Here is a 14106-nt window from a genome sequence, read left to right as displayed (position 1 = left end):
CTGTATGCAGACCTTAGCGTGCCGATGGATCGTGACGGTTCTGGCCGGGTGCGGGGTCGAGGTCCAGGTCGATGTCGTTGAGCTGGCTCTGAACCTGCTCGGATGAATACGGCGATATCGGCGTGCGGCTACGGCTGTCGAGACGGATCAGCCACAGGACCACGGCAGCGATCAAGGCCAGCAGGATACCGATGGCCAGCCAGACATTGTCCAGCAGCCAGCCGAGCACACCCTGGGCGGCTGGCGTGGGGGCCACTGTGCCGGTCAGCGCCTGCGAGGTGCTGGCGGTTGTCGTGCCTGTGACGCTGGATGTGCCGACAGCCTGGTTGGTGGCTTCAGTCGTATCCTGTGCCGATTCTGTCTGGTTGTTGCCAGACTGGCCGGATGTATTGGCGTTGCCATCGGCAGTGCCACGACTGGCCAGCAGGGACTGCATTTCGAGAATGTTACGCTCCAGTTCCGCAACCTTGTCCTGTGCCTGACGGGTGGCTTCGCCGGTGGCAGAACGGGCGTCGGCACGGGCATCCTCAAGTGCCTGTCGTGCGGCGGCCAGCGATTGCGGTGTGACCGTGTCGGCCGAGAGTTGCAGGCGGTCCTGGTCGACGGGCGCGGATTGTGCACCGCGCACCGAGGCACCCGACAGCGCGCCCTGGCCCGCCTGACCACCAAGCGCGGCCTGTCCGCCGCGTACGCCTCGGGCGACGTCGCCACGATATTGCGCAAAGGCCTGGGCCTGCTCGCGGTAGAGACGGGTGGCCTCGGCGGTCGAAATCGCCTGTGCCTCGGCCGCATCAGGAATACGGAGCGTGGAACCTGCGCGCAGCAGGTTCATGTTGTTCTGGATGAAGGCATCCGGATTGGCCCGCCAGAATGCGGCCAGCATCTGCAGTTCACTGGCACCTGGCTGGCCGTAGCGGCGAGCCATGGCGAACAGGGTATCACCCTGCCGGACCTGCACGCTGCCTGCCGTGCCCTGGTCATTCTGGCTGGCCGGTGTGGTGGCCGGTGCCGGTGTGGCGAGACGGGGTGCCACGGGGGCACCATCGGGTACCAGGACACTGACCTGCACATACTGGCGGTTATTCTCGGTGTCGAGTTCCAGCAGCAGATCCAGTGCCTGCGTGGTGGGTGCCTGGGTCGAGCGGATATGGACAGTGCGGCTTTCGGCATTGCGTCCCGGTTCTGCCGCGAGGGTCAGGCTGTCGAGTGCTACCGGAGGTGTCAGTCCAGCCTGGTGCCAGGCACTTTCGGGCGCGATGCCGATGCGCAGGCCTGCTGCTTCGCCGGGCAGGATATCGTTGACGGACACATCGACCTGCAGTGGCGCGCCCTGCGGCGATACCACCCGTGAGTGGCCGATGCGCGCCGCCTCGGCAGTCGTGGCCTGGACCAGCGCGGCGGAGGCCAGCGCCAGGGCCAGCAGGGTGGGAACGAAACGGCGGGTGCTGCGGGTCGATGATGTCGTCACGATAGTCTCCGGGTCAGGCCTGGCCGAGGGCGATGCGCAGCATGCGGCGCAGCGGTTCGGCTGCACCCCACAGCAGTTGGTCGCCGACGGTGAAGGCGGACAGGTATTGCGGACCCATGGCCAGCTTGCGCAGGCGACCGACCGGAATGGTCAGCGTGCCGGTCACGGCTACGGGCGTGAGATCCTGCATGGTGGCCTCGCGCGTATTCGGGACGACCTTGGCCCAGGGGTTGTCGTTGCGCAGCAGGTCTTCGATCTCGTCGAGCGGAATGTCACGGGTCAGTTTCAGCGTGAGTGCCTGGCTGTGGCAGCGCATCGCACCGATACGCACGCACAGGCCGTCGAACGGAATGGCCGGGGCGTCAAAGCCCGGACCACGCCCGAGGATCTTGTTGGTTTCGGCACCGCCCTTCCATTCTTCGCGGGACATGCCGTTGTCGAGATCCTTGTCGATCCAGGGGATCAGGCTGCCGGCCAGCGGTACGCCAAAATGCTCGTGGGGCAGGGCGGCATCCTTTTGCTTGGCCAGGACCTTGCGATCGATGTCGAGAATGGCAGCAGCGGGATCGGCCAGTTCGCCGGCCACTTCGCCAGACAGCAGACCGAACTGGGTGAGCAGTTCGCGCATGTGCTGCGCACCGCCGCCCGAGGCAGCCTGGTAGGTCATGCTGGTACCCCATTCGACCAGACCGTTGCGGAACAGGCCACCCAGGCCCATCAGCATGCAGCTGACCGTGCAGTTGCCGCCGACGAAATCCCGCACGCCACGTGCGAGTGCTGCGTCGATCACGGGACGGTTGACAGGGTCGAGCACGATGATGGCATCGTCTTTCATGCGCAGGGTGCTGGCGGCATCGATCCAGATGCCGGTCCAGCCCGCTGCGCGCAGCTTGCCATATACGGCGGTGGTGTAGTCACCCCCCTGGGCCGTCACGATGATCGGCAGCTTCTTGAGTGCCTCGATATCGTAGGCATCCTGCAGGGCAGGGGCACCATCGGCCCAGGCGGGGGCCGCACCGCCCACATTGCTGGTGGAGAAGAAGACCGGTTCGATCAGGGAGAAATCGTTTTCGTCGCGCATGCGCTGCATGAGGACAGACCCCACCATGCCACGCCAGCCGACCAGACCCACTGCTTGCGTCATAATCAATATCGCTTGTCGAAGTTGAGAAACCTGAGTGTCGCTGCGCCTCGCGGCGCAGGCAACGGCACCCTGGGTGGCCGTTGCCTTCGTCGTTGCCGGATTTGCCTATTTTAGGGCCTGAATCACTGCATCGCCTATGGCGCGGGTGCCGACTAGAGTGTCACCGGGTTGATAAATATCAGCGGTTCGCAATCCCTGGGCCAGCACGGTGCGCACGGCCTGCTCGATCCGGTCGGCCTGGGCCGACAGGTTCAGCGAATAGCGCAGCAGCATGGCGGCCGACAGGATGGTGGCCAGCGGGTTGGCCTTGTCCTGGTTGGCGATGTCGGGTGCCGAGCCGTGACTGGGCTCGTACAGGCCCTGGCCCTGCTCGTTGAGCGAAGCCGACGGCAGCATGCCGATCGAGCCGGTGAGCATCGCGGCCTCATCCGACAGGATGTCGCCGAACAGGTTGCCAGTGACGATCACATCGAATTCGCGAGGTGCCCGCACCAGTTGCATGGCGGCATTGTCGACGTACATGTGCGACAGTTCGACATCGGGGTATTCGCGGGCCACGTCGATGACGATATCGCGCCACAGTTGCGAGGTCTCGAGCACATTGGCCTTGTCCACGCTGCACAGACGCTTGTTGCGCTTGCGGGCGGACTGGAAGCCGATATGGGCGATGCGGCGGATCTCGGGTTCGGCGTAGCGCATGGTGTCAAAGCCTTCGCGCAGGCCGGTGAACGCACCGTCGGGTGCCTCGCGCACGCCACGGGGCGTGCCGAAGTAGATGTCGCCGGTCAGTTCGCGCAGGATCAGGATGTCTAGGCCCGAGACCACTTCGGGCTTGAGCGTGGAGGCGTGTGCCAGCTCGGGGTAGAGCACGGCTGGCCGCAGGTTGGCAAAGAGGCCCAGCGACTTGCGCAGGCCAAGGATGGCCTGCTCGGGGCGCAGCTCACGGGGCAGAGAATCGTATTTCCAGTCGCCGACGGCACCGAACAGTACGGCATCGGCTCCTTTGGCCAGTTCCAGCGTGGCAGGGGGCAGCGGATGGCCGGCCGCTTCGTAGGCTGCTCCACCTACGGGTGCTTCTTCCAGTTGCAGCGGCAGGTCCAGTGCCTGCAGCACGCGCACGGCCTGGGCGACGATTTCGGGGCCGATGCCGTCACCAGGCAGGACTGCGATTCTATGACTCATGGTGTTTCCTGGGTATGAAAAAGAAATCCTTGCGCGGGCGGCGGTCAGGTCGGGGTCAGCCGCGCTGTGGCGCGATATTGATGGGCTGGGCGTCGAGCCAGGGCTGGCGGGCCAGCCGTTCGGCTTCGTAGGCGCGGATCTTGTCGGACTGGCGCAGGGTCAGGCCGATGTCATCGAAGCCGTTGAGCAGGCAGTATTTCCGGAACTCATCCACATCGAAGCCGATGGCACGGCCCTCGGGGGTGATGATGCGTTGCTCGCCCAGGTCGATGCGCAGCTTGTAGCCGTTGAAGGCCCGGACCTCATCGAACAGCCGGGCTACCTCCAGCTCGGACAGGATGATGGGCAGCAGACCGTTCTTGAAGCTGTTGTTGAAGAAAATATCTGCGAAGGACGGCGCGATGATGGCCCGGAAGCCGTACTGGGTCAGCGCCCAGGGCGCGTGCTCGCGGCTGGAGCCGCAGCCGAAATTCTGGCGAGCCAGGAGAACGGTTGCGCCCTGGTAGCGCGGCTGGTTGAGGACGAACTCGGGGTTGAGCGGACGCTTGCTGTTGTCCATGCCCGGTTCGCCATGATCCAGGTAGCGCAGTTCGTCGAACAGGTTGGGGCCGAAGCCGGTGCGCTGGATCGACTTGAGGAACTGCTTGGGGATGATCAGATCGGTATCGACGTTCTCGCGATCCAGCGGGGCGACCAGTCCTTCGTGCGTGGTGAATGCTTCCATGTTGAACCTCAGCGCAGGGTGCGGATATCGACGAAATGACCGGCAATGGCAGCGGCTGCCGCCATGGCGGGGCTGACCAGGTGGGTGCGGCCACCCTGGCCCTGGCGGCCTTCGAAATTGCGGTTCGAGGTGGAGGCACAGCGCTCGCCCGGCTCCAGCCGGTCGGCATTCATGGCCAGGCACATCGAACAGCCCGGTTCGCGCCACTCGAAACCGGCTGCCAGGAAAATCTTGTCCAGTCCTTCGCGCTCGGCCTGCAGCTTGACCAGACCGGAACCTGGTACCACCATGGCCTGGCGGACATTGGCCGCGACCTTGCGGCCGCGTGCCACGGCGGCGGCGGCCCGCAGATCCTCGATGCGCGAGTTGGTGCAGGAGCCGATGAATACCTTGTCGATGCGGATGTCGGTCAGCGGCGTGTTGGGCGTGAGGCCCATGTATTCGAGGGCACGTTCGATGCCGCTGCGCTTGACGTCGTCTTTTTCCTGCTCGGGATCGGGCACGCGGGCATCGACCGGCAGGACCATCTCGGGCGAGGTGCCCCAACTGACCTGCGGCTTGATGTCGCGGGCGTTGACTTCCACCACCCGGTCGAAATGTGCGCCGGGATCGCTGTGCAGGGTACGCCATTCGGTGACAGCGGCATCCCACATGGCACCGTTGGGCGCAAAGGGACGACCGCGGAAGTAGTCGATGGTCGTATCGTCGACGGCCACCATGCCGGAGCGTGCGCCGGCTTCGATGGCCATGTTACAGACGGTCATGCGACCTTCCACCGACAGCGCACGGATGGTGCTGCCTGCAAACTCAATGGCATGGCCGGTACCGCCGGCTGTGCCGATGATGCCGATGACATGCAGGATCAGATCTTTGGCCGAGCAGCCGAAAGGCAGTTCGCCCTCGACCTTGACCAGCATGTTGCGGGCTTTTTTCATGAGCAGCGTCTGGGTAGCCAGCACGTGCTCTACCTCGGAGGTCCCGATGCCGAAGGCCAGGGCACCGACGGCACCGTGTGTGCTGGTGTGCGAGTCACCGCAGACCACGGTCATGCCGGGCAGGGTTGCGCCCTGCTCGGGGCCGATTACGTGGACGATGCCCTGGCGCAGGTCGCTCATGTCGAATTCGGTGATACCGAATTTGCGGCAGTTGGCATCGAGCGTATCAACCTGCAGGCGCGAGACCGGATCACTGATGCCTTCGGCACGGCCCTGGGTGGGTACATTGTGATCGGCTACCGCCAGGTTGGCGCTCAGGCGCCACGGCTTGCGGCCGGCGATGGATAGCCCCTCGAACGCCTGCGGGCTGGTCACTTCGTGCAGCAGCTGGCGGTCAATATAAAGGAGACAGGTACCATCGGGTTCCTGGTGGACGACGTGGGCGTCCCAGAGCTTGTCGTACAGGGTTCTTGCCATGGCGGTATCACTCGCGGCACAAATGCCGGAAACTACAGGGTAGGGTGAACCTTTGATTATGCCATAGCAGGGACCGCTCAGCCCATGAAGCGGCTCCAGGCAATCAGGCCCCAGGTCAGCAATGCCAAACCGAGCATCACGAATACCGCTGCCGAACCCAAGTCCTTGGCACGTCCGGAGAGTTCGTGGCGCTCCAGTCCGATGCGATCGATGGCGGCTTCCACGGCCGAGTTCATCAGTTCGGTGGCGAGCACCAGCAGGCAGGAGCCGATGAGCAGGATGATTTCGACCACGTCGCGCCCCAGCCAGCAGGCTACGGGGATCAGAATCAGGCACAGGGCTGCTTCCTGCCGGAATGCAGATTCGTACCGTATAGCCGCACGCATCCCTTTGAGGGAGTTGCCGCAGGCGCGCCAGATGCGAATCAGGCCAGTGTTGGTGGGGTCTTTCATGGGCAGGAAGGAGAGAGCAGGGAAACGCCGCGATTATACGGGTGTGCCGGCTTGCGTTGGGCTGGATCTGCTGGCCGAGGGGTTAGAATCACGCGCTGGTGTTTACAGGAAGAAGATGACGGAGTGATGACCGCAATGGTGCAAGATGATATGCCCTCCCGCCCCGAGGTGACCGGCTGGGAAGCCTGGCTACGGGATAACCGGCAATATTGGATGCTGTTGGTGCTCGGTGCGCTAGGTCTGACTCTGGGGCGGGTCTGCCTGATGTGGTGGCAAGCACCGACGGACTGGCAGTCCGATGCTGCAGAATTGAGGCAGGCGTTCTGGATAGGAACACGATTCGATCTGAAAAATCTTGCCATCTTACTGGGAGCTCCCGTGCTGCTTCTGGGGATGGCCGTATGCATGTTACCGGTACGTATCCAGCGAGTATGGAATGGCGTGGTGCAAGGCTGGATGTGGCTGGCCATGCTGCTGGTCAACCTGCTGATGGTGGTCAATTATTATTATTTCCAGTTCTACCAGGGGCCGATCAACGGTCTGGTGTTCGGTTTCGCAGAGGATGATACCGGTGCGGTGCTGAAGACGTTGTGGAGCGATTTTCCTGTCATACGCTTATTGCTGGTCGTGATCCTGCTGACGGTTGTGCAGGTGCGGTTGTCACGATGGTGGGCACTCAGCCGCTCTGTCTCCCGGGTGGCGGCCTGGAAAATCGTTTTGACCGTATTGTGCAGTATGGTGCTGACAGTCGGACTGGCCCGCGGCAGTCTGGGCAAGTTTCCGTTGCGGACCATGCATATGGCGGTATCCAGCGATACCTTTACCAACAACTTGGTGCCCAGTGGTGTGTTGGCATTGCTGCAGGCCTGGAAGGAAAGGCAGGTGTATGACCTAGGTGACGATCCAGCAGCAGGACTCAGGCAGTACGGATTTGGTAGCATCGATGAGGTATACCAGGTGTTGGCTCGTCAGTCTGCCTTGACTGCAGGAGAGGGTGGCAATATGGCAGGAGGCGCAGTGACAGGAACAGCGCAGGCTGTGTCTGCGGAGGCAGTGTTGTGGCGTGACTTGCCGCAGCAACCTGCCTTGTTGCAAGTGCGCAAACCTCATGTCGTGGTGGCCGTGATGGAAAGCTGGGGTAGGCACATGCAGACTTTCGACGATCCTGACGGAAATGATTTGCTGGGAGATTTGCGTCCTTGGATCAACAGCGGTCGGCTGGATTATTTTGGCAAGGCACTGTCGTATCAGCATGGCACGCATCCGAGTCTCGAAGGACTGTTGCTGGATACGCCGATTACACCGCTAACCCAGAGCCGTTATGGCTACCATGCGTATTCCACTGCAGTCGCACTACCATATCGACAGGCAGGCTATCGTACGGTTTTTCTGACGGCCGGACCTTCTAGTTGGCGCCGGCTCGACGTGGCGCTGCGTCAGCAGGGTTTTGACGAGGTGCTGGGCGAGAGCGCAATCCGCGAGCGTTTTCCCGAGGCGACGACCAACACCTGGGGGCTGGATGATGAATGGATGTTCCGTTACGGTCGCGAACTGCTGGCGCAGGCCGATGCGCAGGGACAGCCAGTCATGCTGGTGATGCTGTCGGTGACCAATCATCCGCCGTACCGGATTCCGGAACACTACAAGGCGGGTCGGCTTGACACTGGCCGTCTCGGTGCAGCTCTGGCGACCGATGCGGATACCGGCCGTTCAATTCTCGAGACCTACCAGTACAGCAGCGATGCGCTGGGTGAATTCCTGGATGGCCTGGAAGGCGATGGCCTGCTGGAGCACACGCTGTTTGCTGCGACAGGGGATCACAATACGCGCACGATTTTTGCCTATCCGGACAGCCGCCAACTGTTCTACAAATATGGCGTTCCCATCGTGATGCGGATTCCCGAAGCCTATCGGCTGGGGGGGACGGCGCATACCAGCGAATGGGTCAGTCACCAGGATATCTTTCCCACCTTGTGGGCGCATTCCCTGTCCGGCGTGCGGGTGCCGCGCATCGGTCGCGATATCTATGCAGACAGTACCGACCCTGCTGCCGTGTCTTTCATCAGCGAGGACGGGCAGGGTGGCATGGGCATCCTGATCAGCGCTCAAGGGGCTGTCACCGGTTTTGTGCGGCCGACCTATTATGAATGGGATGCGACAGGGCAACTGAAGCCCACCACACAACCCTCGCCTGAACTGGTGCTGCTCTGGCAGCGCGAGCGCGCCGGGCTGGCGTTGCGGGACTGGCGCATTCGCAGCGAAGCACTACAGTAAACTGGCAGTCTTTATAAACGGGTGTGGAGAACCTAATGTCCGTCATCATCAAAGAAGAGGATTTCATCCAGTCGATCGCGGATGGCATCCAGTTCATGAGTTACTACCATCCGGTAGACTACATTCGCCACCTGGCACGTGCCTACGAGCGCGAGCAGAGCCCGGCGGCGCGTGATGCCATGGCACAGATCCTGACCAATTCGCGCATGTGTGCCGAGGGGCGCCGTCCGCTGTGCCAGGATACGGGTATTGTCAATGTCTTCCTGAAGGTCGGCATGGACGTGCGCTTCGAGTCCTGTAGGAGCTTGCAGGAATTGTGCGACGAGGGTGTGCGGCGTGGCTACACGCATCCGGATAATCCCCTGCGCGCCTCCGTACTGGATGATCCGCTGTTTGCGCGGCGCAATACCCGCGACAACACGCCCTGTATCCTGCACGTCGAGCTGGTACCGGGCAATACGGTCGACGTGCAACTGGCTGCCAAGGGTGGAGGCTCTGAAAACAAGTCCAAGTTCGTGATGCTCAACCCCAGCGATTCAGTCGTCGACTGGGTGCTCAAGACCGTGCCGACCATGGGCGCCGGCTGGTGCCCGCCAGGCATTCTCGGCATTGGCGTGGGCGGTACGGCCGAGCGTGCCATGCTCATGGCCAAGCAGTCGCTGATGGACGATATCGACATGTTCGAACTACTGGAGCGCGGACCACGGAACAAGCTGGAAGAACTGCGCATTGAACTGTACGAGAAGGTCAATGCACTGGGGATCGGCGCACAGGGCCTGGGTGGCCTGACCACGGTGCTCGACGTCAAGATCCATACCTTCCCGACGCATGCGGCCTCCAAGCCTGTCGCCATGATCCCGAACTGTGCTGCGACTCGCCATGCCCATTTTGTGCTCGATGGTTCCGGCCCGGCTGCGCTGACGCCGCCGTCGCTGTCGGAATGGCCTGACGTGCACTGGGCTCCTGACTACAACAAGTCGCGCCAGGTCAATCTCGATACGCTGACCCGCGAAGAAGTTGCAAGCTGGCAGCCAGGCGAGACGCTGCTGTTGTCCGGCAAGATGCTAACGGGGCGTGACGCCGCCCACAAGCGCATCCAGGATATGCTGGCCAAGGGCGAGAAACTGCCTGTGGACTTCACCAACCGTGTGATTTACTACGTCGGTCCGGTCGATCCGGTGCGCGATGAGGTCGTTGGTCCGGCTGGCCCGACGACGGCGACCCGCATGGACAAGTTCACTGAGATGATGCTGGCCAATACCGGCCTGATCTCGATGATCGGCAAGTCCGAGCGCGGCCCCGTCGCCATCGAGGCCATCCGCAAGCATCAGTCGGCCTACCTGATGGCAGTCGGGGGCGCGGCTTACCTGGTTTCCAAGGCGATCAAGCACGCCAGGGTACTGGCTTTCGACGATCTCGGCATGGAAGCCATCTACGAGTTCGATGTCAAGGATATGCCGGTGACGGTAGCGGTCGATGCCAAGGGTGAGTCCGTGCATACGACAGGCCCGAAAAAATGGCAGGCACTGATTGCTCAGATGCCAGCGGAGACAGCACCGGCCTGATTTTCCTGTGAGTGGGCCAGCTCACGCCATGTCACGACTACGCTGTCGGTCTTCATGGAGTGAGCGGTCTGCTTCAGGCTATCAATGCACGTGATCTGATGCTTTTTGTCGCCCATTCTGCGTTGAATCGTAATACTATTTCTTTTTTTGAAATGGGAACGAGGAAAACCTTATGCGTTTGAAGCAACTGTCGGTCGCCTGCATGATGTTCTGTCTGTCGGCTGTCGCCACTGCCGCCGAGTATTACGTCGACATCAAAAACAAGACCGGTGTCGATATCTATTTTGTCTATGTCAGTCCGCAATCGACTACCGATTGGGAAGAGGACGTCATGGAAGAAGATATCCTCGAGAATGGCGAGGAAATCCGCATTACCCTGACCAATTACGATGATCCCATGTTCGATATCAAGCTGGTGGACGAGAACGACAAGAGCTATACGTTCTATGGCGTGAATGTCGAAGAGCGTGACATCGTTGCCACCAAAAAGAACATGGATAAAGGCGACTGATCAGGTTATGTGTGCCATGAGCTGAGCTGTTTCACGAGAGAAACAGGCTGGCTCATAGATAGATGTGGAGCCGCTTCAACTGCCTGTGGGGCTGAAACTCACAGGCAGTTTTTGCAGAGGCTGGGCGTCACCGATGCGTGCCAGCCATTCATGCAGAGACTGGTCTTTGATTTTCATGTCAGGCTCGATATCCAGCAAGGGCTGCAGCACGAAGGCACGCAGGTGTATGCGAGGATGGGGGACGACCAGTGTGTCGTCATCAATCCTGAGGTCTTCATAGAGCAGCAGATCCAGATCCAGTGTGCGTGGGGCGTTCTGATAAGGCCGCTGGCGGCCATGCTGTTGCTCGATGCGCTGCAGCAGTGCCAGCAGCGCATGGGGGGGCAGGGACGTGTCAATGCGCGTCACGGCATTGACGTAGTCCGGACCGGAGGAATCGACGGGGGCGGTGCGGTAGAACGATGACGTGGCCTGCACGATTACATCTTCGGCCTGCGCGAGTTCGCGCAGGGCCATCTGCAGGGTGACCAAGGGGTTGCCCAGGTTGGCTCCCAGGCCGATCCAGGCTTGCATTATGCGTCTGTGCTCTGGGGCGTGGTCGCACCGGTGGCAGCCGGCTTGCGGCGTGGCCGGCGACGGCGCTTGCGACTGCTGGCTGGTGCCTGTTCAGCGTCGGGCAGGCTAGCCAGAGCCTCGATCATTTCGCCGCGCGTGATGTCATCGCCATTGGCCAGATCCATCCACCATTGCGCCTGCACGCTGTCGAATTCGCCGCTGGCGGCACGCAGTTGCAGGAAATCGCAGGCCGCCCGAAAGCGTGGCTGTTCGAGCATGCGGCCCATGCCTTTGCCACCCCGGCGCTCGAAGCGGGGTTGCATGAACCAGATTTCGCGCATATCGGAAATATAGCGTTTTTGGATGGCGAGCTTGCTGGTCTGTTCTTCCAGTACCGAGTCGGCTGCCTGCGACAGGGCAGGGATGCTGTGCTCGCCCAGTGCGCGCAGGCGATGCCAGCGAGTCTCGACCTGCTGCCAGAGCAGGGCGGCAAACAGGAAACTGGGACTGATCGTCTTGCCGCTGCGCACGCGGGCATCGGTGCGCTCCAGGGCGATCTGTACGAAACGGGCCCCACCCGGCTGCTCCAGTACGACATCGAGCAACGGCAGCAGCCCCTGGTGCAGGCCTTCATCGCGCAATTGCTTGAGGCAGTCAAGGGCATGGCCGCAGGTCAGCAGTTTGAGCATTTCATCGAACAGACGCGATGACGGCACATTGCCGATCAGATGCGCCAGTTCGCTGATGGGCGCACGGGTGGCCGGATCGATCGTGGCGTTGAGCTTGGCCGAGAAGCGCACGGCACGCAGCATCCGAACGGGGTCCTCGCGATAGCGCGTGGCGGCATCACCGATGATGCGCACGACTTTGCTCTTGAGGTCGGCCACGCCATCGTGATAGTCGATCACGTTCTCGGTGAGCGGGTCGTAGAACAGCGCATTGAGGGTGAAATCGCGCCGGGCGGCGTCCTCTTCCTTGGTACCGAAGACGTTGTCGCGCAGGATACGGCCATGCTCGTCCGTATTCTCGCCTTCCTGCGCAGCCGGTGCGCGGAATGTCGATGTCTCGATGATTTCACGGCCAAACACGACGTGTACCAGCTTGAAGCGGCGACCAATGATCAGGGCGCGGCGAAACAGCGGGCGAACCTGTTCGGGCGTGGCATTGGTGGCGACATCGAAGTCCTTGGGCTCAAGGCCCGATATCAGGTCGCGTACGGCACCGCCGACGACATAGGCTTCATAGCCTGCCTGTTGCAGCACTTCGCAGACCTTGATGGCATGACGCGATACCAGACGCCGGTCGATGCCGTGTTCCTGGCGCGAAATGATGCGTGGCTTGTTTGCCTTGCCCAGCGTGAGGATCTTGCGGACGATGCGTTTCAGGGTGCTCATGATTTTTGGTCTTCGTGATGATCGAACAGATCCAGGATGCGCCAGCCGCGCTCGTGTGCGATGGTGCGCAGTGCCGGACTGGGGTTGGCTGCCACGGGATCGCTGACGCGTTCCAGCAGTGGCAGGTCGTTGATCGAATCGCTGTAGAAGAAAGTCTTTTCGAACTGGCCGAAGGACAAACCGTGGGACGCCAGCCATTGCTCGACGCGCACGATCTTGCCTTCTCGAAAGCTGGGCGTGCCCAGCAGACGGCCGGTATAGCGACCGTTGCGATATTCGGGGGTGGCACCGATCAGGTGAGGAATACCGAACGCACGGGCGATGGGCTCGGTGACAAAGGTGTTGGTGGCCGTCACGATCAGGCACAGATCCCCGGCGGCAAGGTGTGACTCCACCAGTGCCAGCGCCTGTGGCTGGATGGCTGGGCGGATGATGTCGCGCATGAAGGTTTCATGCCATGCCGCCAGGTCGCTGGGGCGATGGCCAGCCAGCAGGCCAAGCATGAACTCGGCGGACTCGGCAGCCGTCAGGTTGCCCTGGTTGTAGCGATCCATCAGTTCATCGTTGCGGCGGCGTGCTTCGGCGGGGTCGCCGGCATGGCCGCTGCCGGCCAGGAAGTCGGCCCACTGATAATCACTGTCGAGTGGCAGCAGCGTATGGTCCAGATCGAACAGTGCCAGCCGGGAGTCGGGAGCGAGGGAGAGCGTAGTGTTCATGCGACGGTGGTATTGGGGTCGGCCAGCATGGCGCGCAGCAAAGGCACAGTAATGGCGCGCCGGGTAGCCAGGGAGTAGCGGTCAAGCGCATCGAGCAGGGCGCTCAGGCGACGCATGTCGCGTTCGTAGTGGGTCAGGATCCAGTTCAGCACTTCGGGCGAGAGCTGCAGGCCGCGTGCCGCTGCCTGGGTTTCGAGGGCATGGCGCTTGTCGGCGTCGGACAGCGGTGTCAGCCGGAAGACCAGGTCCCAGCCGAGGCGGGTGCGCAGATCTTCGCGCAATGGCATGGTCATCGGAGCCTGGTTGCCGGCCACGGCCAGGGCAAAGCCCTGCGGCGAGGCAGCCGAGGCGCGCCAGCGGTTGTAGAGTGCGAACACGGCAGCCTGCTGGTCTGCGTCCATGCGATGCAGGTCGTCCACGGCCAGCAGTCGCGGCAGATGGGGCGTTGCATCGGTGTCGGCGAGGGTGCGGATATGTTCGGCAGAAGCGTCCAGCGTCAGCAGCAGGCCGGCCTCCTGCTGGCACAGGGCGGTCAGCAAGTGTGTACGACCGCAGCCGTCGGCACCCCAGAGGTATACGGCCCGGCCAGTCAGCAGGTTCTGCAGGGCAGACAGCGCTTCGGCATTGTCGCCAGCGATGTAGTTTTCGAGGGTAGCGCCGGGTGCCGGCAGGACATCCAGGACGAGTTGACGGTTCATGTGCGGCGACA

13 protein-coding genes are annotated in these 14106 nt (G+C 62.1%); 3 read left to right on the top strand and 10 right to left on the bottom strand.

The window, feature by feature from the left end:
* Positions 1-13: 13 nt before the first annotated feature.
* The 6 genes from DD235_RS09410 to DD235_RS09385 form a co-directional block, all read right to left on the bottom strand.
* Complete coding sequence (locus DD235_RS09410; RefSeq protein ID WP_109061810.1) at positions 14-1468, bottom strand: FimV/HubP family polar landmark protein; 1455 nt, start codon at positions 1466-1468, stop codon at positions 14-16.
* A gap of 13 nt (positions 1469-1481) precedes the next feature.
* Positions 1482-2612 carry an aspartate-semialdehyde dehydrogenase gene (asd, locus tag DD235_RS09405; protein ID WP_109061809.1) on the bottom strand — a complete coding sequence of 377 codons (1131 nt, stop codon included), beginning with the start codon at positions 2610-2612 and terminating at the stop codon, positions 1482-1484.
* Positions 2613-2717: 105 nt separating this feature from the next.
* Entirely contained in the window at positions 2718-3794 is a 1077-nt protein-coding gene (gene leuB, locus DD235_RS09400) for a 3-isopropylmalate dehydrogenase (protein WP_109061808.1), read from the bottom strand.
* Positions 3795-3849: 55 nt separating this feature from the next.
* Positions 3850-4518 (bottom strand): 3-isopropylmalate dehydratase small subunit, encoded by a 669-nt coding sequence (leuD, locus tag DD235_RS09395; RefSeq protein WP_109061807.1) that lies wholly within the window; start codon positions 4516-4518, stop codon positions 3850-3852.
* Between the two features lie 8 nt (positions 4519-4526).
* Entirely contained in the window at positions 4527-5930 is a 1404-nt protein-coding gene (gene leuC / locus DD235_RS09390; RefSeq protein ID WP_109061806.1) for a 3-isopropylmalate dehydratase large subunit, read from the bottom strand.
* Positions 5931-6007: 77 nt separating this feature from the next.
* Positions 6008-6382, bottom strand: a complete 375-nt coding sequence (locus DD235_RS09385) for a diacylglycerol kinase (protein WP_109061805.1) — start codon at positions 6380-6382, stop codon at positions 6008-6010.
* Positions 6383-6532: 150 nt separating this feature from the next.
* Between DD235_RS09385 and DD235_RS09380 the strand changes: the two genes are divergently transcribed.
* From DD235_RS09380 to DD235_RS09370, 3 genes are all read left to right on the top strand, one after another.
* Entirely contained in the window at positions 6533-8656 is a 2124-nt protein-coding gene (locus DD235_RS09380) for an LTA synthase family protein (protein WP_162300454.1), read from the top strand.
* 35 nt (positions 8657-8691) lie between these two features.
* Positions 8692-10221: a fumarate hydratase gene (locus DD235_RS09375; RefSeq protein WP_109061803.1), complete on the top strand. Its 1530-nt coding sequence runs from the start codon at positions 8692-8694 to the stop codon at positions 10219-10221.
* Positions 10222-10393: 172 nt separating this feature from the next.
* Positions 10394-10732, top strand: coding sequence for a hypothetical protein (locus DD235_RS09370; RefSeq protein ID WP_109061802.1), 339 nt, complete (start codon positions 10394-10396; stop codon positions 10730-10732).
* Between the two features lie 75 nt (positions 10733-10807).
* On the opposite strand, the gene folK is transcribed toward DD235_RS09370, so the two are convergent.
* The 4 genes from folK to hda are packed head-to-tail and all read right to left on the bottom strand — an operon-like array spanning position 10808 to position 14095.
* A complete protein-coding gene (gene folK, locus DD235_RS09365) occupies positions 10808-11305 on the bottom strand; it encodes a 2-amino-4-hydroxy-6-hydroxymethyldihydropteridine diphosphokinase (protein ID WP_193519581.1) in 498 nt (165 codons plus the stop codon).
* The gene (gene pcnB, locus DD235_RS09360; protein ID WP_109061800.1) at positions 11305-12681 is read right to left on the bottom strand and encodes a polynucleotide adenylyltransferase PcnB; all 1377 of its coding nucleotides are present in this window, start codon (positions 12679-12681) and stop codon (positions 11305-11307) included. The genes folK and pcnB overlap by 1 nt, the downstream gene beginning before the upstream one ends.
* Positions 12678-13397 carry an HAD family hydrolase gene (locus DD235_RS09355; protein ID WP_109061799.1) on the bottom strand — a complete coding sequence of 240 codons (720 nt, stop codon included), beginning with the start codon at positions 13395-13397 and terminating at the stop codon, positions 12678-12680. The genes pcnB and DD235_RS09355 overlap by 4 nt, the downstream gene beginning before the upstream one ends.
* Positions 13394-14095 (bottom strand): DnaA regulatory inactivator Hda, encoded by a 702-nt coding sequence (gene hda, locus DD235_RS09350; protein WP_109061798.1) that lies wholly within the window; start codon positions 14093-14095, stop codon positions 13394-13396. Before hda ends, DD235_RS09355 begins: the two co-directional genes overlap by 4 nt.
* Positions 14096-14106: the final 11 nt, after the last annotated feature.

This window comes from Corticimicrobacter populi (assembly GCF_003123725.1).
Taxonomy (GTDB): Bacteria; Pseudomonadota; Gammaproteobacteria; order Burkholderiales; family Burkholderiaceae_B; genus Corticimicrobacter; species Corticimicrobacter populi.
The sequence above is the reverse complement of the archived record's forward strand: the minus strand, read 5'-3'. Positions and strand labels throughout refer to the sequence as shown.